We start from the raw sequence: 19800 nt of genomic DNA on the forward strand, positions 1-19800 counted from the left end.
GCCCGGGCCCGACCTGATGCCGCGCTCAGCTACAGCCGCTGGTCGATCCGCAGCCCTCGCAGACGTAGCAGCTGCCGGCCGGGCGCATCTTCGTGCCGCAGGTGAAGCAGAGCGGCGCGTCGGCGGCCTTGCCGATCACGGCCTCCAGCAGCTCGGTGCTGGAGCCGACCGACGGGGCCGGCTTGGCGGCGGCGACGTCGACCAGCTCCTGCGCCGGCTGGGCGACCGCGCCGGCCGTGGCCTGCGGGCCCGGCGTGGCCCTGATCTCCGGCGACTCGACCGGCGCGGAGGACGCCATCGCGGTGAGGTCCGCACCGCTGACCGTCGCGCTCTCCGCCTCCGCCTCGGCCCGCAGCTGGGCGGCCCGCTCCTTGGCGGTGAAGATACCCAGCTCGGCACGACGCTCGTACGGCAGGAAGTCCAGGGCCAGGCGACGGAAGATGTAGTCCATCACCGAGGCGGCCATCCGCACGTCCGGGTCGTCGGTCATGCCCGCCGGCTCGAAGCGCATGTTGGTGAACTTGCTGACGTACGTCTCCAGCGGCACGCCGTACTGCAGGCCGATGGAGATGGCCACCGAGAAGGCGTCCATCACGCCGGCCAGGGTCGAGCCCTGCTTCGACATCTTGAGGAAGACCTCGCCGAGGCCGTCGTCGGGGTACGACGAGGCGGTGAGGTAGCCCTCCGCGCCGCCGACGGAGAAGCTGACCGTCTCGGAGGGGCGCTTCTTCGGCAGCCGCTTGCGCACCGGGCGGTACTCGACGACCTTCTCCACGACCTTCTCGACGGTCTTCTCCACCTCGGCCGGGGCCTCGGTCGACACGGTCGCCTTGTTGGGCTTGGCCACCGACAGCGGCTGGCCGACCTTGCAGTTGTCCCGGTAGATCGCCAACGCCTTGAGGCCGAGCTTCCAGCCCTCGAAGTAGATCTTCTCGACGTCCTCGACGGTCGCCTGCTCCGGCATGTTGACCGTGTTGTGGTTCATGATGCCGTTCGCCACGAAGGCGTGGGTCTCCGGCACCGAAAGGTCGAACACCTCCCGCTCACCGGCATCCACGACGGAGTCGACGGGCGAGAAGTGCAGGTTGCCGTCCAGCACCTGGCGCAGCCACCCCGGCAGCACCACCCCGTCGAGGGAGGCCACCCGCTCCACTGTACGGCGGGTGACGTGCGTGGTGCGCTCGTCGAGGAGGAACGCGAAGCTCGAACGGTCACCGCGAACGCCGCCCCGGCCCGGCTTTCCCGCCGGAATCAGGTCGTACAGTTCCCGCCCGGTGAGGCCGGGCACGACGTCCGCCGTCCCGGTGCCACAGGACTGTGCCAGGTAACGCACGGCGGCAGCAGCCTTCTCCGGCTCCAGGAACGGCACCATGCTCACCAGGAGCTGCCCCTGGTAGCCGGCGGCGTAGACCTCGTCGTACGACTTGCCGTACTCGGAGTTGAACTTGCTCACCCGGCCGTGCACGACACCGAGGTTGGTCAACACGGCCTGCAGGTCGTCCAGCAGGGCCGGGCTGTCCAGACAGATCGCCCACTTCGGCGCGGTCGCCGTCGTCACGTAGGCGTCGAGCGCGAGCCCGCGCAGGAAGGCCAGCACCATGTCGCGGGGGGAGCGCAGCACCGCGTCGGGGATCCGCTTTTCGGATGCCCGTGAGCCACAGCCGAGCTCCGTCATGAACTCCACGACCGTCTTGGACGACAGGACCACCGCCGGGCACTTGCCGGGCTGCCGGTCGATCCGGGCGGTCAGCCCGAACACCGACTGCCAGGCTGCCTGGATCCGCTCCAGCACCGAGTCGACCGAGTTGGTGATGGTGATCGTCCAGTTGCTGCGGCTGGTGTGCCCCTCGGTGGCGTAGGCACCGAGGAGGAGTGCCAACTCCTCCGTCATCTCCTGCGGCAGCGTCACCGACCGCTGGTTCCCGTAGGACCGAGAGGTCACCACGTCGCGCAGGCTCGCCGGGACGGACGACCACAGGTCGGCACCGTACTGGGTAGCGACGTGGTCACCCGGCTGGAGCTCACCCAGCGTCTTCCAGACCAGTCCACCCTCACCGGCGGTGAGCAGCCGGTGCGGATAGGTACCGGTCACCGAGTGCCCCGAGCGGAGCGTGGCCGTCCGCACCGGACGTACCCCGCCGTAGTAGAACGCGTCGGTCTTGCGGTCACCATCCAGGGAGGAGATCTTGAGGAACTCCGCCCGGAAGGTGTCCTCCGCCTCGCCCTGGTAGAGGCTGCCCATTCGGACGAGCCCATCCCCGGAGGCCACCAGGGTCTCCCCGACGACGCACTTGGAGATCGCCCCGGAGATGAACGGCTGGACGGCCGCCATCATCCGCACGTGCCCCATCGGCGCGATGGACCGCTCGCCCATGGCGCAGTCGAAGACCGGGTAGTGCTCCGGCTTCAGGCCGGGGGCGTCCACCACGTGACCGTGGTCGGCGATGTGCTCGACGATCGCCTCGACCTGCTCCTCGGGGTAGCCGAGGCTGCGCAGGGCACGCGGGACGGTCTGGTTGACGATCTGCATCGAGCCGCCGCCGACCAGCTTCTTGAACTTGACCAGCGCCAAATCGGGCTCGACGCCGGTGGTGTCGCAGTCCATCATCAGGCCGATGGTGTTGTGGCTGACGAAGCCGCCCGCGACGTAGGTGACGTTCTCCGGCACGGAGAGGTCGTAGGTCGGCTGGACGCCGCCGTCCTCGTTTGCCGCGACCTGCTCGAAGAGGTAGTCGAGGGCGTGGCCGAGCCGGTCGTCGCCGGTCTCGGCGAACAACCGCAGCGCCACCGCCCGGGGCACGCCGCCGGTCTTGCGCAGCGACTGGGTGACCCCCGAGCGCAGCTCGTGGCCGGCCGGCACCAGCAGGTCCCACACCGCAGCCGGCAGGTGGATCCGGTCCCGGTTTCCGCTCTGCACCATGTCAGAGGCGATCAGGTCGGCCTTTCGGCCGCCGACGAAGCCGACGATCTCGTCGAAGGCGATCGCGTGCGCGGTGTTGCGCAGCCGCACCTGCCACACGTCGGAGCCCAGGCCGCTGGTCGTCCGTCGGGTGGTCGTGGCCATCCCCAGCGCCAGCAGCAGGGTACGGACCTCGGCCGCGAAGCCCTCGGCGGAGGTCGACAGCGACGGCACCCCGGCGGCCACCGTGCCGTCGGCCTCGAAGAGGCCCCGCAGGAACGCCGCGTAGACGGTGACGTCGTTGGTCTCCAGCAGCGCGGACGGCACCAGGGGGGTCCAGCCCTTGCCGGTGTGGTCGACGCCGGGCAGCGTCTTGGCGAACCCGGCCGCCTGCCACCACCGGGCCAGCCGCACCGAGTGGAAGCTCACCTCCTGGTAGCCGCCCTGCGCGGCGACCACCGGCTCCAAGCCGAACAGTCCCTTGCCGAGCACCCGGAGCCGCTCGACGACGTCGAGGTCCGTGTCGGCCACGCAGAACCGGAGGCCCTTGGCGTGCAGGCTGCCGTCACCCATGAAGTAGCCGACGAGTTCGGCGAGGTCCGCGTCGACGGCGTCCGGGACGTACAGCCGACGGTCGTCGGTGTAGTAGGCCTGGTCGAGCACGGGCAGCGGCACCCGACGGGGCCCGCCCACCAGCGTGCCGAGCTGGATCGGCACCAGGTCGCCCTCGGCGACCTCGGCCATCCGCTTCCACACCCACGCACCGGACTCCGGGTCGACGACCTTGATCCGGTGCGCCAGGGTGCCCTGGATCCGGTAGCCGCCGTCGGTCACGATCCGCCGGGTCGGCTCCTCGCCGTTGACGAAGAACTTCGTCGCCGCACGGGGCCCCTCGTCGGTGGAGACCCGCAGGTCCAGGTCCTGCCAACGGTCGCCGTACACGTCGCCGATCTCGCCGAGGCGGACCAGCCCGCGATCGGTAGTCACCATGGTGTCGGCGGTCAGGCAGCCGGTCGGCGCGAGCACCGCGGCCTGCGAGTTGCGCCAGCCGTGCCTGTCGCCGACCTTGTTGCCCTGGGTCCACTGCTTCGTGGCCTCCCGGACGATCGCGGTGGCGACGGTGCCCGTGGGCTTGATCTCGTCGTTGGCGGCGGCGTGCTTGCGCATGACCCGCTTGTGCGGCTCGGCGTTGCGGGCGTAGCCGTCGTACGCGCCGACGATGCCGGCCAGCTCGGCCGAGCGGCGGTACGCCGTGCCGGTCATCAGCGAGGTGATGGCGGCGGCGACGGAGCGGCCCTGCTCCGAGTCGTACGGCAGGCCCGTGGCCATCAGCAGCGCGCCGAGGTTGGCGTACCCGATGCCGAGCTGCCGGTAGGCGCGGGTGGTCTCGCCGATCCGCTCGGTCGGGAAGTCGGCGAAGCAGATCGAGATGTCCATCGCGGTGATGACGAACTCGACCGAGCGGACGAACTTCTCCACCTCGAACCCGCCGTCGGCCCGCAGGAACTTCATCAGGTTCAGCGAGGCCAGGTTGCAGGAGGAATTGTCCAAATGAAGGTACTCACTACATGGATTAGATGCGGTGATTCGTCCGGTTTCCGGGCAGGTGTGCCAGTCGTTGATGGTGTCGTCGTACTGCAGGCCGGGGTCGGCACACTCCCAGGCGGCCTGGGCGATGGTGCGGAACAGCTTCTTGGCGTCGATGGTCTCGATGGTCTGCCCGTCGAGCCGGCCGCGCAGGTCGAAGCCGCCGCCGTTCTCCACGGCCGACATGAACTCGTCGGAGACGCGCACCGAGTTGTTGGCGTTCTGGTACTGCACGCTGACGATGTCGTTGCCGCCGAGGTCCATGTCGAAACCGGCGTCCCGCAGCGCGCGGATCTTGTCCTCCTCGCGCGCCTTGGTGATCACGAACTCCTCGATGTCCGGGTGGTCGACGTCGAGGATGACCATCTTCGCCGCGCGCCGGGTGGCGCCGCCGGACTTGATCGTGCCGGCGGAGGCGTCCGCGCCGCGCATGAAGCTGACCGGGCCGGAGGCGGTGCCGCCGGAGGAGAGCAGCTCCCGGGAGGAGCGGATCCGAGAGAGGTTGACCCCGGATCCGGAGCCGCCCTTGAAGATCAGCCCCTCCTCCTTGTACCAGTCCAGGATCGAGTCCATCGAATCATCCACGGAGAGGATGAAGCAGTTGTGCACCCGGAGGTTGCCGGCGAGGAACTCGCCGCTCTCCGTCTGGATGTCGTAGACCTCCATCGCGCCGAGCGGCTCGATGCGGTCGATCTTCAGCCGCTTGACGCCGCCGGCCGACCGGCCGGCCTTCGCGAAGCTCTGCTCCAGCTTGGCCATCTTCTCCGCGCCGACGAACCCGATGTGGGTGGCGAAGAGGTCCCGGTCGCCGTCGTTCTGGATCCGGACCGACCAGCAGCCCTTGCGGTTCGGACGCGGGTCCGGCTTGTGCGCGACGCGGGAGAAGATCCCGAACCGCAGCAGCAGGCTCTGCACGCCCCGGATCAGCTGCTCCGAGACCATGTCCACCGCGACGAGCGTCGAGTGCTCGCGTGCGGAGACGTAACCCTCGGCCTGGAAGATGCTGCGCAGGTACGCCGCGACGACCGGCAACGGCGCGGTGAAGAGCCGCTGCGGCACCTCCGTCTCGACGCCGCGCGTGAGCAGGTCCCACTTCTGCACGAACGGGCGCAGGTGCTCGCCGTAGAGGCGGGTGCGCCGGCAGTCCAGCTCGTCGCTCTGCGTGGTCACCGTGCGCTCGTGCCGGTGCGCGCCGCCGAAGACCTCGTCGAGGGTGCCGGTGACCCAGCCCAACTCGTCGTCGTTGACGGTCATCGCCTCGATCGTCAACGACCGGTTCGTGCCCTCGTCGTACTGCCCCACGAACCCGTCGGACTGCAACCAGCCGGCGAGCGCGGCCTCACGGATCTCCCGCAGATCGATCTCGCTCTCGCCATACGCGTAGGTGCGGTGCCATTCCAACGTGTCGCCGGGCGCGAGCGTGCCGGCCTCGACCCAGTGGCCCGTGCCGACGCCCGTGCTCTTCCACACCACGTGGTCCGGCGTGACGTCGAGCTGGTAACCCGCCTTGGTGTGCAGTCGGATCACCTCGCGCACCCCGTTGGCCTTGACGGCGACGATCCTGGTCAGGCCGCTACCGTCGTACACCTTGGCCCCGACGGCGTTCTCCTCGACCAGCTTGCCGATCGGCACCAGGCCGCCGGGCGTGCTGACCAGCGAGTCGTAGGGCAGGCACGCGCTGACCTGCTGGGGTGAGGGCGTGCCGACGTTGAACCAGACCGGCGAGTTGAAGCTGAACACCTGGTGCAGCAGCATCCAGGTCAGCTCGTGGCCGAACACCTCGGCGTCGGCCGGGGTGGCGAAGTAGCCGTGCTCCTCGCCGGCGGCGCGGTAGGTGCTGACCACCCGGTCGATGAGCTGCCGCAGCGACCACTCCCGCTCCGGTGTGCCGACGGCGCCCCGGAAATACTTGGTGGTGACGATGTTGGCCGCGTTGACGCTCCAGGACTCGGGGAACTCGACCCCGCGCTGCTCGAAGTTGATCGAGCCGTCCCGCCAGTTCGTCATCACGACGTCGCGACGCTCCCACGCCACCTCGTCGTACGGGTGGACCCCGTCGGTGGTCCACACCCGCTCGACCTTCAGACCGGTGCTGGCCTTCGTCCGCGTCCGGCTGGCTGTCACGCCGTCCCCCGCCATCTCATCCGCCCCCTCGTCTGCGCGGTCACCCACCGCGCGTCCAAACTGTCAGAAACCAGAAAAAATCAGGTGGTACGGCCGGCGGCCCCCGCCGCGGCCACCCCGTCGCCGGTCCCGGCGCCCTCCCGGGCGCGGGCGGCCGCCCGTAGGGTCTCGATCTCGCGCTCGAAGTCCGCGAGGGAGTCGAACGAGCGGTAGACGCTGGCAAAGCGCAGGTAGGCCACCTCGTCCAGGTCGCGCAGTGGGCCCAGGATCGCCAGGCCCACGTCGTGGCTGGGGATCTCGGCGGCCCCCTTGGCCCGGATGGTCTCCTCGACCTTCTGGGCGAGCAGGGCGATCGAGTCCTCGTCGACCGGGCGCCCCTGGCACGCCTTGCGCACCCCGCCGGCGATCTTCAGACGGCTGAACGGCTCGGTCACCCCGCTGCGCTTGACCACCGCGAGCACCGCCTCCTCGACGGTGGTGAACCGCTTGCCGCACTCGGGGCAGGACCGCCGCCGGCGGATCAACTGGCCGTCGTCGGCCTCCCTCGAGTCGACGACCCGGGAGTCGGCGTGCCGGCAGTACGGGCACCGCATCGCCTGACCTCCTTCATCGACGGCGGGCCGACAGGCACCCCGGGCACGCGAAACCGCGGCGCCGGCCCCGCCCGGGGGCCGCCACCGGTGCGGTAGCGGGAAGTGCGGTCGGTAGTCGAACCCAACCTGTAGGCGACTAACGCCCGTGTGACTACTACATCTAGGGGTTGACCGTATGCGCCCGGCGGACCGTGGTCAAGTTCGTCGGGGCGTGTCCGGCGGGTCACCAGAATCACGCCACCACCCCGCCGCCACGTTGCCGCCGAAAGCCCAACGCGGGACGCCCGCCCCCGGTCACGCCCCCGCCACCCGCCACCCGCCACAGCCGGAACGGTACGGCCGGGCAGATATCGAACTGGCGTTCGAGCGCGCGTACCATTTATCAGAACAGGCGTTCGGCCTTCCCGGTTTCCGACTCCGACACGCCGACGAAGGTCGTACAGATGTTTGAAAATGACCGATCCCACCTATACGGTCAAGAACAACCGGGCCGGCGAGCACGCGGACCGGTCGAGGCACCCCGCGCGGCTGCACCCCCGCACGCCCACGGGCCGCCGTGGGCAACCAGCGCCGACCAGGGAGGACGGACGTGACCGAGGACCGGGCCAGCCGGCCGAAGAACCCGCAGCAGAGCACCGAGGCGGGTCCGCCGGCCACCCGGCGCCCCCGCGCCGCGCGCAGCCGGGCCGCTCAGCCGGCCGTGCGCCCGGTCACCCCGATGGTCAGCACCTTCCCCGACCCGGCCACGGTCGACCTGACCGCCCGGCAGCGCCGCATCCTGGAGTTCATCCGCACCTGGGTCGACCGGCACGGCTACCCGCCGAGCGTGCGGGAGATCGGCGAGGCCGTCGGGCTCGTCTCCCCGTCCAGCGTCGCCTACCAGCTCAAGGAGCTGGAGAAGAAGGGCTTCCTGCGGCGCGACCCGAACCGCCCGCGCGCGGTGGACGTCCGGGCTCCCAGCGACACCCTCGACGACGAGGCGAGCCGCTCGCAGCGCCCCACCCCGGCGTACGTGCCCATGCTCGGCCGGATCGCCGCCGGTGGCCCCATCCTCGCCGAGCAGGCGGTGGAGGACGTCTTCCCCCTTCCCCGCGAGCTGGTGGGCGAGGGCGAGGTCTTCATGCTCCAGGTCAAGGGCGACTCGATGCTCGACGCGGCGATCTGCGACGGCGACTGGGTGGTGGTGCGGCAGCAGCCGAACGCCGAGGCCGGCGACATCGTCGCCGCGATGCTCGACGGCGAGGCGACCGTGAAGACCTACCGCCGCCGCGACGGGCACGTCTGGCTGATGCCGCAGAACCCGGCCTTCGACCCGATCCCGGGCGACGACGCCACCATCATGGGCCGGGTCGTCGCCGTCCTGCGCCGCATCTGACCTGCCAGCACCGCTGACCCGCACGGGCACCGTTGACCCGCCGGTGGCGTCAGTACCGGTCGCCCCGATACTCGCGACCGCCGCCGGGCGGCTGGCCGTAGCCGCCGCGCTCGTCTCCGGGCCCGCCGTCGCCACGCCGGCCCCCGCGCGGGTCCCGGGGGGCCTGTCCCCGCCGGGGCGGCTCGGCCCGCCCGCCGTATACCCCGCCCCGGCCGGGCTGACCCGCCCCGCCCGGCTGGGCCGCTCCACCGCCCCCGGCGGGAGGAACTCCCCCGGGCTGCGCGCCGCCGTAGCCACCACCGGCGGGGCGGCCACCGTCGCCGCCGTACACGCCGCCGCCCTGGGGCCGGCCGCCGCCGGCCGGTCGGCCACCGCCACCGCCGTACACACCGCCGGAGGGCGGGCGCGGCCCGGCTGCGGGGGCCGGGGCGGCGCCGTAGCCGCCACCGCCGGCCGGCACTCCGCCGTAGACGCCACCCCGGCCCCGGCCGCCGCCGGGCGGCGGGCCCTCGACCGGCCGCCGCCGGGCGGGCCCGCCCGGGCCGGCGTTGAGCGGGAACTCGTCACGCTCCGGCAGGTCGGCGTCGCCTGAGGGGTCGCCGGGCGGCGCAGGACGCCGCCGGGCCCGGACAATGCCGACGATGCCCGCGCCGACCATGAGGGCGCCGATCACGCCGACCGCCGCGATGAGGTACGTGATCTCGTCGAGGCTCAGCCCTTCCATCCAGGACTTCTCCGCCGCCGGCTTCGGCGCGCCGGCGTCGCCGCCGTTCAGCGCCTCGGCGCCGGTGGCGGCGGGGGTGTAGGCGAGGATCTCGATGGCCTCGTCCTGGCCCAGCTCGCCGCCGTCGGAGACGGTGACGAACGACTTGCCGTCCGGGGTGTAGGAGATCGCCTCGCCGAACGGGTCCGTCAGCGGGGTCACGCGGGGTTTGCCGCCGGTCAGTGCGCCGACGATGTCGCCGCCGGAGACGTCGTACTCGAAGGCGTCCGCGTACGTGCGCAGCACCACCTTCTTGCCGTCTGGCGAGCGTGCGGCGCCGGTGATGGCGACCCGGCCGATGGTGTTGAGCACGTTCGGGGTGTTCGTCTTCGGCAGCGAGACCTCGCCGACCCTGGTCATCGGCACGGGGTCGGTGTCGCCGCTGTTGAGCTTGCCCTCCGGGGTGAAGATCTCGGCCTTGCCGCTGGCCACCTTCGTGATGATCAGCGGCTTGCCGTCGTCGCTGATCAGCAGCGCCTCGGCGTCGTGCGGCTTCTTCTCCGGGTACGACAGCCGGTGCAGCACCGGCCGGGCCGATCCGTCGACCGGCATGCTCCACACGGCGACCCGCTCGCGCCGCTGGGTGCTGGTGATGTTGTCGCCGATGTCGGCGATCCACAGCTTCTCGCCGTCCGGCGAGAGCGCCAGGTCCTCCGTGTCGAGCGGGCCGTTGCCCGAGTAGCGGACCTCCTTCGACAGCTGACACTTGGCGTCGAGGAAGAACACCCGCTTGCGTGCCTCGATGGTGGTGCCGTCGTTGATCACGACGTAGCCGCTCCTGGTGGCCACCAGGCCGGAGAGCTCGCGCAGCCGCTCGTCGGTGATCGCGCAGCGCTTCTTGCCGGGGGTCGGCTCGGGGGCTGCGGCCCCGGGGGCGGGCGCGGCCAGGGCGACTCCGGTGAGCGCCACGGTCGCCCCGAGCAAGCCGAGGGCAGCCGTGGCCGACGAAACAGCGCGGCGCATGGGGTCAGTGTCGCATGCCCGGGTGAACGCGAGGGGCACGCCGGACCGCCCGTCGCGGGCGGCGGCGGCCCCCCGCTGCCCGTGCCCCGCGCCGGGGCCGGGCCGGGCTCACCGGACGGTGGCGGCGACGCGCCCCTCGTCAGCGGCGTACGGCGCCAGCTCGGCGGCGAGCGCCTCGCTGACCCGCACGTGCAGCATCGTGCCCTCCGGCAGGTGCGCGGAGCTGAGCACCTCGCCCTGCCGGTGCACCCGGGCGACCAGGTCCCCCCGGTCGTACGGCAGCACGGCCCGGACCTCCACGGCCGGGCTGGGCAGCCGCGCCTCGATCGACGCCCGCACCTCGTCGATCCCCCGCCCGGAGCGGGCCGAGGTGAACACGGCGTCGGGCCAGAGCCGCTTGAGCCGCAGCAGGGTCTCCTCGTCTGCCGCGTCGGTCTTGTTGACCACCAGCAGCTCGGGCAGCCGGTCCGCGCCCACCTCGGCGAGCACCTCGCGGACCGCCCGGACCTGCTCCTCCGGGTCCGGGTGGGCGCCGTCGACGACGTGCACCACCAGGTCGGACTCGGCGACCTCCTCCAGCGTCGAACGGAACGCCTCGACGATCTGGTGCGGCAGGTGCCGGACGAACCCGACGGTGTCGGACAGGGTGTAGATCCGCCCGTCCGGGGCGGTGGCCTTGCGGGTGGTCGGGTCCAGGGTGGCGAACAGGGCGTCCTCCACCAGCACGCCGGCCCCGGTCAGCCGGTTGAGCAGGCTGGACTTGCCGGCGTTGGTGTAGCCGGCGATGGCCACGGCGGGCACCGAGTTGCGGGACCGGCGGGCGCGCTTGGTCTGGCGCACGGTGCGCATGGCCTTGATCTCGCGGCGCAGCCGGGCGATGCGGTGCCGGATGCGGCGCCGGTCGGTCTCCAGCTTGGTCTCACCGGGGCCACGGACGCCCACGCCGCCGCCCGCGCCGCCGCCGCGCCCGGAACCACCGGTCTGCCGGGACAGCGTCTCGCCCCAGCCGCGCAGCCGGGGCAGCAGGTATTCGAGCTGGGCCAGCTCGACCTGCGCCCGGCCCTCCTTGCTCTTGGCGTGCTGGGCGAAGATGTCGAGGATCAGGGCGGTGCGGTCGACCACCTTGACCTTGGTGCGCTGCTCCAGGTTGCGCAGCTGGGACGGGGACAGCTCCCCGTCGCAGATCACCGTGTCGGCGCCGCTGGCGAGCACCACCGCGCCGAGGTCGTCGACCTTGCCCCGGCCGATGTAGGTCGCGGGGTCGGGGCGGCTGCGGCGCTGGATCAGCCCCTCGAGCACCTGCGAGCCGGCCGTCTCGGCCAGCTGCGCCAGCTCGGTGAGGGAGTTCTCGGCGTCGGTCTGGGTGCCCTCGGTCCAGACGCCGACGAGCACGACCCGCTCCAGCCGGAGCTGGCGGTATTCGACCTCGGTGACGTCGGTGAGCTCGGTGGAGAGGCCAGGGACCCGCCGCAGCGCCTGCCGCTCCGACAGCTCGAACTCCCCGGTGGTCGCCTCGAGCTCGTCGTCCGTGAAGGGTACGTGGGTCTCCTGGTCGCGCAAGCTGCGCCTCCTGTCCGTTCTGTGCCGTAGCGACGGATTCTGTCGCGTACGGCCAATCCTGACATGTGTCAACGCCGGACGCACCCGCTATATGCCCGTCGCGTGGACCACCGAACGTGGGGGTGAGTGCTCCGCGATCCGGGCGGGCGAGTAGAAATGCGGGGCGAGGAACGACCGACCCCGATCAGCGTTGACGGAGGGAATCCTGTGGCCATCACCCGACTTCCGAGCGCGGGATTCTCGATCACGATTCGGATCTCCGTGCCGGCGGACGCCTCCTCGATCGGCCGGCTGACCACCTCCGTCGGCGAGGCCGGGGCGATCGTCACCGCGCTGGACGTGGTCGACTCCGACCCGACCCACGTGCTGGTCGACCTGACCTGCGACACCGCCGACACCGGCCACGCCGACCAGGTCGTCGACGCGCTCACCGCCCTGGACGGGGTGGACGTGCGCAAGGTCTCCGACCGGACGTTCCTGCTGCACCTCGGCGGCAAGATCGAGGTGAGTTCCAAGGTCGCGCTGCGCAACCGCGACGAGCTGTCGCGGGCGTACACGCCGGGGGTGGCCCGGGTCTGCATGGCGATCGCGGAGAACCCGGCCGACGCCCGGCGGCTGACCATCAAGCGCAACACGGTCGCGGTGGTCAGCGACGGCTCGGCGGTGCTCGGCCTGGGCAACCTCGGGCCGGCGGCGTCGCTGCCGGTGATGGAGGGCAAGGCGGCGCTGTTCAAGCGCTTCGGCGGGGTGGACGCCTGGCCGGTGGTCCTCGACACCCAGGACACCGACGAGATCGTGGCGATCGTCAAGGCGATCGCGCCCGCGTACGGCGGGATCAACCTGGAGGACATCGCCGCGCCGCGGTGCTTCGAGATCGAGTCCCGGCTGCGCGCGGCGCTGGACATCCCGGTCTTCCACGACGACCAGCACGGCACGGCGATCTGCGTGCTGGCCGCGCTGACCAACGCGCTGCGCGTCGTGGGCAAGCGGCTCGCCGACGTGCGGGTGGTCGTCTCCGGTGCGGGCGCGGCCGGCACCGCGATCATGAAGCTGCTGCTGCGCCAGGGCGTCGGCGACATCGTCGCGTACGACCGGCAGGGCGCCCTGCACCGCGGGCTGCCGGACCTCAACCCGGCCTGGCAGTGGCTGGCCGAGAACACCAACAAGGAGAACTACGCCGGCGACCTGGCCGGGGCGGTGTGCGGCGCGGACGTGTTCATCGGGGTGAGCGCGCCCAACCTGCTCACCGGCGACGACGTCGCCACCATGGCCAAGGACGCGATCGTCTTCGCGCTGGCCAACCCGGATCCGGAGGTCGACCCCCGGGAGGCGCGCAAGCACGCCGCCGTGGTCGCGACGGGTCGCTCCGACCAGCCGAACCAGATCAACAACGTGCTCGCCTTCCCGGGCGTGTTCCGGGGCATGCTCGACGCGCACGCCGAGGAGTTCACCGAGGAGATGGCGATCGCCGCCGCCCGGGCGATCGCGGACGTGGTCGGCGAAGACAAGATCAACCCGACGGTCATCGTGCCCAGCGTCTTCGACTCCCGGGTGGCCCCGGCGGTCGCGGCGGCCGTCCGCGCCGCCGCCCAGAACCCCGCCGCGGCGACTCCCCCGCCGGCCGCCGACTCGGGCCCGGCGGACCTCCCGGAGATCGCCGCCACCGCCAGCGCCACCCCCTGATCAGGGGCGGAGGGCTGCGGGATCCAGGGTGCCGGTGGCGATCAGCAGGGCCGGGCCCGCGAGCCAGCAGGAGTCGCCCGTCACCGTGACCGTGAGGCGGCCACCGGGGACGTCGACCGCGATCGTGCCGGCGTCCCGGCCCACGTCCTGCAGGGCGACTGCGGCGACCGCGCAGGCACCCGTGCCGCAGGACAGCGTCTCGGCCGAGCCGCGCTCGTGGACCCGCATCAGCACGTGGCCGTCGGTGCCGTCGACCGGGTCGCCTGGGACGGTGAACTCGACGTTCACCCCGGCCGGGAAGACCGCCTGGTCGAACCCCGGTGCCCGGGTCAGGTCGAGCGCGCCCAGCTCCAACCCGGCCGGCAGGGCGCAGACCAGGTGCGGGTTGCCGACGTCCACGGCGGCGCCGGCGAGGGTCAACCCGCCCTGGGCGGCGGTCGACGTGGCGTACACCCGGGGGCGGCGCATCTCGACGGAGATCGTCTCCCCGTCGACCAGCGCGCGCACGACGCCGGCCCGGGTGGCCACCGGCAGTGCCGCGCCCTCCGGCTGCGCCAGCCCGGTCGCGACGAGGTAGCGGACGAAGACCCGGGCACCGTTGCCGCACATCTCGGCGAACGAGCCGTCGGCGTTCCAGTAGTCCATGAACCACTCGGCCTCGCCGGCCAGGCCCGCGCCCTCGGGGTGCTTGGCGGCCCGCACCACCCGCAGGACGCCGTCCGCGCCGAGGCCCCGCCGCCGGTCGCACAGCGCGGCGACCAGGCCCGGGGTCAGGTCGAGCGCGCCGTCCGGGTCGGGGAGGATGACGAAGTCGTTGCCGGTGCCGTGTCCCTTGGTGAACTCCACGACCCCATCATCGCGCAGTCGCGCCGACGAGACGCAGGGCCGCCTCGGCGTGCCCCGGGTCGGCGGAGTCCAGCCAGTGGATCCGTGGGTCGCGGCGGAACCAGGAGCGCTGCCGGCGGACGAACCGGCGGGTGGCCCGGATCGTCTCGTCGTGCGCCCCGGCCTCGGTCGACTCGCCGGCGAGGAAGCGCAGCACCTGCTGGTAGCCGAGCGCCCGGCTGGCCGTGCGGCCCTCGGCCAGGCCCCGGACCAGCAGGCCCCGGACCTCGGCGACCAGGCCGTCGGCCCACATCCGGTCCACCCGCAGCGCGATCCGCTCGTCCAGCGCCGCGGTGTCCAGGTCGACGCCGAGCTGCACCGCCGGATAGTGCGGGGTGGGTTCGGGCAGCGCCGCCGTGAACGGCGCCCCGGTCAGCTCGATGACCTCCAGGGCCCGGACGATCCGCCGGCCGTTGCCGGGCAGGATGCCCTCGGCCGCCGCCGGGTCCGCCGCGCGCAGGCGGGCGTGCAGGGGTGCCGGGCCGGACTCGGCCAGCTCCGCCTCCAGCCGGGCGCGCACGCCCGGGTCGGTGCCGGGGAACTCGAAGCGCTCCAGCACCGCCCGCACGTACAGCCCGGAGCCGCCGACCAGCAGCGGCACCCGGCCCCGGGCCAGGATGTCGTCGATTGCCGCGCGGGCCAGCCGCTGGTATTCCGCGACGCTGGCCGGCTCGGTCACCGCCCAGATGTCGAGCAGGTGGTGCGGCACCCCGTCCCGCTCGGCCGGGGTGAGCTTCGCCGTGCCGATGTCCATGCCCCGGTAGAGCTGCATCGAGTCGGCGTTGACCACCTCGCCGCCGAGGGCGTGGGCGAGGGCGATGCTCAGCGCCGACTTCCCGGCGGCGGTCGGCCCGACGACGGCGACGACGGTGCCGCTCGCGGCGGCCCCGTCGGTGCCGGTGCCGCGCCCGGTCGGCCCGTTCGCGCTCACGCCCGCTCCCAGGTCGCCACGAAGTAGGCGACGCCGTAGGGCGCGCCGTGATAGGTCAGCCGGCCGCGCCAGTCGCCGCCCGCCGCCCGGGTCGCGCCGGCCAGCACCTGCCAGGGCGCGCGCCCGGCGACCTTCAGTCGCGCCGACAGCGCCGGGTCCAGGCCGAGCAGCGCCTCGGCGTCCGCGCCGGCCAGGGCTCGGGCCACCCCGTCGTCGTACGCCCCCGCGCGCGGGTCGGCGTAGCCGGGCGCATTCGTCCCGTGGCACGCCGAGCCGTCACCGAGCACGAGCAGCGCCACCCGGGGGCGGTGCTGGTGCACCTGCCCGGCCAGCGAGGCCAGCTCGGCGGCGGTCGCCTCGGCGTCCACCTGGGCGGCGGCGACCGGCACCCGGATCCGGTGCCGGGCGAGCAGCCACGCGCCCACGGTCAGGCTCAGCGGCAGCGCCTGCCCGCCGACGGTCACCGGGACGTCGCCGCCCGCCGAAGCGGCGTGCGGCGGGAGCGGGGTGTCGTCCGGCCCGGCGGGGAGCGGGACGGACAGGTCGGCTCCCCACGGGCGGAAGGAGCCGACGGCCGGCGGCGCGATCCACCCGGTCGCCGGCCCCGCGCCCAGCAGCACCAGGCCGTCGGGGGCGCAGGCGAGCAGCCGGGCCACGGCGTGGTCGGCGGCGCGGCGGAGGTCGTCCAGCTCAGCGGCGGCGGCGCCGGCCAACTCGGGCACGATCAGGGGCGGGTGGGGGCAGACGGCGGCGGCGACCAGAGGCACCCGTTCACCGTAGCGGGACCCACCGGTGCGTCCCCGCGCCGATCCGGTCATCCGGGGGCTAGGACACCGTATGGTCACGGTCGACGACAGGCGCTCGACGCGGACGGGGGCGGACCTGTGACAATGCCGGGAGTAACTTTGCTGCGCCGTGGCGGCGATCGCGGGCCCTGGTCCGTCGACGCCGGGAGAACGAGGATGGACACATGAGCGACTGGACGGCCTTCGGACGGGTGGACGCGGACGGCACCGTGTACGTCAAGACCGCCGAGGGCGAGCGAGTGGTCGGATCCTGGCAGGCGGGCGCTCCGGAGGAGGGACTGGCCCACTTCGCCCGCCGCTTCGCGGACCTGGTCACCGAGGTGGACCTGACCGAGGCACGGCTCAACTCTGGCGCGGCGGACGCCGGACACTCGTCGACCACGATCCGCCGGATCCGCGCTTCCCTGGCCGAGGCGCACGTCGTCGGCGACATCGACGCCCTGGCCGCGCGGCTGGAGAAGCTCGCCGCGGTCGCCGAGGAGAAGGCCGGCGAGGCCCGCGCCGCGCGGGAGGCCGCCCGGGGCGAGGCCCTCGCGCGCAAGACCACCCTCGTGGAGGAGGCGGAGAAGCTGGCCGCCGAGTCGACCGGCTGGAAGACCGCCGGGGACCGGCTGAAGGAGATCCTCGACGAGTGGAAGACCATCCGGGGCGTCGACAAGAAGGCCGACGGCGAGCTGTGGAAGCGGTTCGCCGCCGCCCGGGACGGCTTCACCCGCCGCCGGGGCGCCCACTTCGCCTCCCTGGACTCGCAGCGCAAGCAGGCGCAGCAGGTCAAGGAGGATCTGGTCGCCGAGGCGGAGAAGCTACAGGAGTCCACCGACTGGGCGGCCACCGCCAACCAGCTCAAGGACCTGATGACCCAGTGGAAGGCCGCCCCGCGCGCCGCCAAGGAGGCCGAGCAGAAGCTCTGGGAACGGTTCCGGGCGGCCCAGGACGCGTTCTTCACCCGGCGCAGCGAGGTGTTCTCGGCGCGGGACAACGAGCAGCGGGCCAACCTGGAGCGCAAGCAGGCGCTGCTCGCCGAGGCGGAGGCGCTCGACGTCGACGCCGACCCGAAGGGCGCTCAGGCCAAGCTGCGCGAGATCCAGGCGCAGTGGCACGAGGCCGGCCGGGTGCCGAGGGAGGCCGCCGCCGGGCTGGAGCGGCGGCTGCGGGTGATCGACGACAAGGTCCGCGAGGTGATGGACTCGGCGTGGCGCCGGACCACCAAGGAGGACAACCCGCTGCTGGCCCAGATGCGCTCGCAGGTGGCGGAGGCCGAGGAGCGGCTGACCCGGGCCCAGGCCGCCGGGGACAGCCGGCGGATCAAGGAGGCCGAGCAGGCCCTCGCGTCGAAGCGGCAGTTCCTCCAACTCGCGGAGCAGGCCGGCTGAGCTGACCACCCCGGGAGCCCCCGGTCCCCCACGCGGGACCGGGGGCTCCCGTCTGCGCCCCGCACCGCCCGGCGCACCCTGTCGGCGGGCGGTCGCTGGCGGGCACCACGAGCAGCACGCGCCCGCCGCGCCACGGACAACGCGCGCCACGGACAACGCGGCACGCCCAGCCAGGTTGACGCATCGAGGTCAGCTGATGACAATGGTCCGCGGAGCCAGGTAGCAGCACCGGCGCGAGGGGCACCGGCGGCGGTATTGCCGTCGCGAGTCGCCGGTTCACCGCGAGCGGTCGCGTCCGCGTCGTCGCCGCATCCCGCATTCCGCGTTTCCGGTCGGCACACCGTCGTACCCGGTCGGCAGGCTGCCGTCCCGGTCGGCACGCCGTCGGCACGCCGCCTGCGGGCACCGGGCGATGACCCTCCCGTGGTTTCCCGCCCGCGCCGCCAGCTGCGGCAGCGGGCATCCGAAGTGGAGTCCGCATGCACCCATCCACCGCCCTCGGCGGCGCGCTCACCGCGCTCGCCACCGCTGCGGCCGGCGTCCTCGTCGCCGCCGCTGTCGGCACCGCACCGGCGGCGGCTGCCGCCGGCGGCACCGGCACCGGCTACCTGCACACCAACGGCAACAAGATCGTCGACAGCACCGGCGCGACGGTCCGCCTGACCGGGATCAACTGGTTCGGCATGGAGACCGACAACAAGACCTTCCACGGCCTGTGGTCGAACAACCCGTGGCGCGGCCAGCTCGACACGATGGCGCGCCTCGGCTACAACACGCTGCGCATCCCGTACTCGAACGACGCGCTGAAGCCGGGAGCGGCGGCGAGCGGCATCAACGACTTCGTGAACCCGGACCTGGTGGGGCTGTCTCCGCTCCAGATCCTCGACAAGGTCATCGACTACGCGGGCGGCAAGGGGATGCGGGTCATCCTGGACCGGCACCGGCCGACCGCGGCCGGGCAGTCGCCGCTCTGGTACACCTCCACGGTCTCGGAGGCGACCTGGATCAACGACTGGAAGATGCTGACCCAGCGGTACGCGAACAACCCCACCGTCATCGGCGCGGACCTGCACAACGAGCCGCATGCCGAGGGCACCAACCCGGCGGCCACCGGCGCCTGCTGGGGCTGCGGGGACACCGCGCGGGACTGGCGGCTGGCCGCCGAGCGGGCCGGCAACGCGATCCTCGGGGTGCAGCCGAACTGGCTGATCTTCGTCGAGGGCGTGAGCTGCCCCAGCGGCGGGCTGTCGAACGTCTGGGACAACGACCCGAGCAACGACGAGGACTGCGGCTGGTGGGGCGGCAACCTCTCCAAGGCCGGCGAGTTCCCCGTCCGGCTGAACGTGGCGAACCGGCTGGTCTACTCCCCGCACGAGTACGCCACCAGCGTCTACGAGCAGAACTGGTTCAAGGCCCCGGACTACCCGGCGAACCTGCCGGCGATCTGGGACAAGTACTGGGGTTACCTCCACAAGCAGAACATCGCCCCGATCATGATGGGCGAGTTCGGCAGCACCCTGGCCGACCCCCGCGACAAGGTGTGGCTGGAGGACCTGATGGCGTACACCGGCACCGGGGTCAACGGGATGTCCTTCACCTACTGGTCGTGGAACCCCAACTCGGGCGACACCGGCGGCATCGCGCTGGACGACTGGACCAACATCAACACTGCGAAGCAGGCGATCCTCCAGCCGTACCTGATCGCGCCATTGGGCGGCGGGACCGACCCGACGCCGACCGGCAACCCCACGGGTACGCCGACCGGCACCCCCACCGGCACGCCGACCGGCAACCCGACCACCCCGCCCCCGGCGACGGGGTCCTGCACCGCCACCTACAAGCAGGTCAACTCGTGGCAGGGCGGCTTCCAGGGGGAGCTGACGGTCACCAACTCCGGCACCGCCGCCGTGAACCCGTGGTCGGTGACCTGGAGCTGGCCGTCCGGGGTGACCCTGGCCAGCGGCTGGAACGCCACCGTGACCCAGTCCGGCACGACGGTCACCGCCGCCGCGCCGACCTGGTCCGGGTCGCTCGCGGCGGGTGCCTCGGTGACCGTCGGCTTCACCGCCAACGGCGGCGCCGCCGCGCCCGCCACGGTCAAGCTGAACGGCGTCGCCTGCTGAGCCATGGCAGCCGGTGCCCCACCCGGCCCGGCGACCCGCTCCCCGTTGACCCGTAACCGAGCCTCGGCGGCCCGCCCCCCCCCGTGGCGGCCCCCGCTCTGTGGGCACGGACGGGCACCCCATGGCCAGGGTTTT

Annotated in this window: 11 protein-coding genes; 4 read left to right on the plus strand and 7 right to left on the minus strand. The window is 72.7% G+C overall.

What is annotated here, in order from left to right; genetic code table 11:
* Window positions 1-25: 25 nt before the first annotated feature.
* Together ACFT41_RS29610 and nrdR are read right to left on the minus strand one after the other, a co-directional pair.
* Window positions 26-6625 carry an adenosylcobalamin-dependent ribonucleoside-diphosphate reductase gene (locus ACFT41_RS29610; protein ID WP_377588895.1) on the minus strand — a complete coding sequence of 2200 codons (6600 nt, stop codon included), beginning with the start codon at window positions 6623-6625 and terminating at the stop codon, window positions 26-28.
* 65 nt (window positions 6626-6690) lie between these two features.
* Window positions 6691-7203: a transcriptional regulator NrdR gene (gene nrdR / locus ACFT41_RS29615; RefSeq protein ID WP_377588885.1), complete on the minus strand. Its 513-nt coding sequence runs from the start codon at window positions 7201-7203 to the stop codon at window positions 6691-6693.
* A 589-nt stretch (window positions 7204-7792) separates the two neighbouring features.
* Here nrdR and lexA point away from each other — a divergent pair.
* On the plus strand, window positions 7793-8578 hold the full coding sequence (lexA, locus tag ACFT41_RS29620) for a transcriptional repressor LexA (protein ID WP_377588887.1): 786 nt from the start codon (window positions 7793-7795) through the stop codon (window positions 8576-8578).
* 49 nt (window positions 8579-8627) lie between these two features.
* Here the strand turns inward: lexA and ACFT41_RS29625 are convergent, their stop codons facing one another.
* Entirely contained in the window at window positions 8628-10304 is a 1677-nt protein-coding gene (locus ACFT41_RS29625; protein ID WP_377588888.1) for a hypothetical protein, read from the minus strand.
* Between the two features lie 108 nt (window positions 10305-10412).
* On the minus strand, window positions 10413-11864 hold the full coding sequence (hflX, locus tag ACFT41_RS29630; protein WP_377588889.1) for a GTPase HflX: 1452 nt from the start codon (window positions 11862-11864) through the stop codon (window positions 10413-10415).
* Between the two features lie 156 nt (window positions 11865-12020).
* On the opposite strand from hflX, the gene ACFT41_RS29635 reads away from it, so the two are divergent.
* Window positions 12021-13547: an NAD-dependent malic enzyme gene (locus ACFT41_RS29635; protein WP_377588896.1), complete on the plus strand. Its 1527-nt coding sequence runs from the start codon at window positions 12021-12023 to the stop codon at window positions 13545-13547.
* Here ACFT41_RS29635 and dapF read toward each other — a convergent pair whose 3' ends face one another.
* Genes dapF through ACFT41_RS29650 form a run of 3 tightly spaced genes read right to left on the minus strand, consistent with a single transcriptional unit; the run spans window position 13548 to window position 16181 of the window.
* The gene (gene dapF / locus ACFT41_RS29640) at window positions 13548-14393 is read right to left on the minus strand and encodes a diaminopimelate epimerase (protein ID WP_377588890.1); all 846 of its coding nucleotides are present in this window, start codon (window positions 14391-14393) and stop codon (window positions 13548-13550) included. It lies immediately after the preceding gene.
* Between the two features lie 7 nt (window positions 14394-14400).
* Complete coding sequence (gene miaA, locus ACFT41_RS29645) at window positions 14401-15363, minus strand: tRNA (adenosine(37)-N6)-dimethylallyltransferase MiaA (RefSeq protein WP_377588891.1); 963 nt, start codon at window positions 15361-15363, stop codon at window positions 14401-14403.
* On the minus strand, window positions 15360-16181 hold the full coding sequence (locus tag ACFT41_RS29650) for a class III extradiol dioxygenase subunit B-like domain-containing protein (RefSeq protein WP_377588892.1): 822 nt from the start codon (window positions 16179-16181) through the stop codon (window positions 15360-15362). Before ACFT41_RS29650 ends, miaA begins: the two co-directional genes overlap by 4 nt.
* Before the next feature lie 152 nt (window positions 16182-16333).
* On the opposite strand from ACFT41_RS29650, the gene ACFT41_RS29655 reads away from it, so the two are divergent.
* Both ACFT41_RS29655 and ACFT41_RS29660 read left to right on the plus strand, forming a co-directional pair.
* Window positions 16334-17542 carry a DUF349 domain-containing protein gene (locus ACFT41_RS29655; RefSeq protein ID WP_377588893.1) on the plus strand — a complete coding sequence of 403 codons (1209 nt, stop codon included), beginning with the start codon at window positions 16334-16336 and terminating at the stop codon, window positions 17540-17542.
* Between the two features lie 479 nt (window positions 17543-18021).
* Window positions 18022-19665 (plus strand): cellulase family glycosylhydrolase, encoded by a 1644-nt coding sequence (locus tag ACFT41_RS29660; protein WP_377588894.1) that lies wholly within the window; start codon window positions 18022-18024, stop codon window positions 19663-19665.
* Window positions 19666-19800: the final 135 nt, after the last annotated feature.

Source organism: Micromonospora sp. NPDC057141, from assembly GCF_042670805.1.
Taxonomy (GTDB): Bacteria; Actinomycetota; Actinomycetes; order Mycobacteriales; family Micromonosporaceae; genus Micromonospora.

What these genes read in the sequence shown, in the direction of transcription:
- ACFT41_RS29610 (WP_377588895.1), bottom strand. Translation starts at nt 6,625, where the DNA reads ATGGCGGGGGACGGCGTGACAGCCAGCCGGACGCGGACGAAGGCCAGC.
- ACFT41_RS29660 (WP_377588894.1), top strand. Translation starts at nt 18,022, where the DNA reads ATGCACCCATCCACCGCCCTCGGCGGCGCGCTCACCGCGCTCGCCACC.
- ACFT41_RS29655 (WP_377588893.1), top strand. Translation starts at nt 16,334, where the DNA reads ATGAGCGACTGGACGGCCTTCGGACGGGTGGACGCGGACGGCACCGTG.
- nrdR (WP_377588885.1), bottom strand. Translation starts at nt 7,203, where the DNA reads ATGCGGTGCCCGTACTGCCGGCACGCCGACTCCCGGGTCGTCGACTCG.
- ACFT41_RS29650 (WP_377588892.1), bottom strand. Translation starts at nt 16,181, where the DNA reads ATGACCGGATCGGCGCGGGGACGCACCGGTGGGTCCCGCTACGGTGAA.
- ACFT41_RS29635 (WP_377588896.1), top strand. Translation starts at nt 12,021, where the DNA reads ATGCGGGGCGAGGAACGACCGACCCCGATCAGCGTTGACGGAGGGAAT.
- ACFT41_RS29625 (WP_377588888.1), bottom strand. Translation starts at nt 10,304, where the DNA reads ATGCGCCGCGCTGTTTCGTCGGCCACGGCTGCCCTCGGCTTGCTCGGG.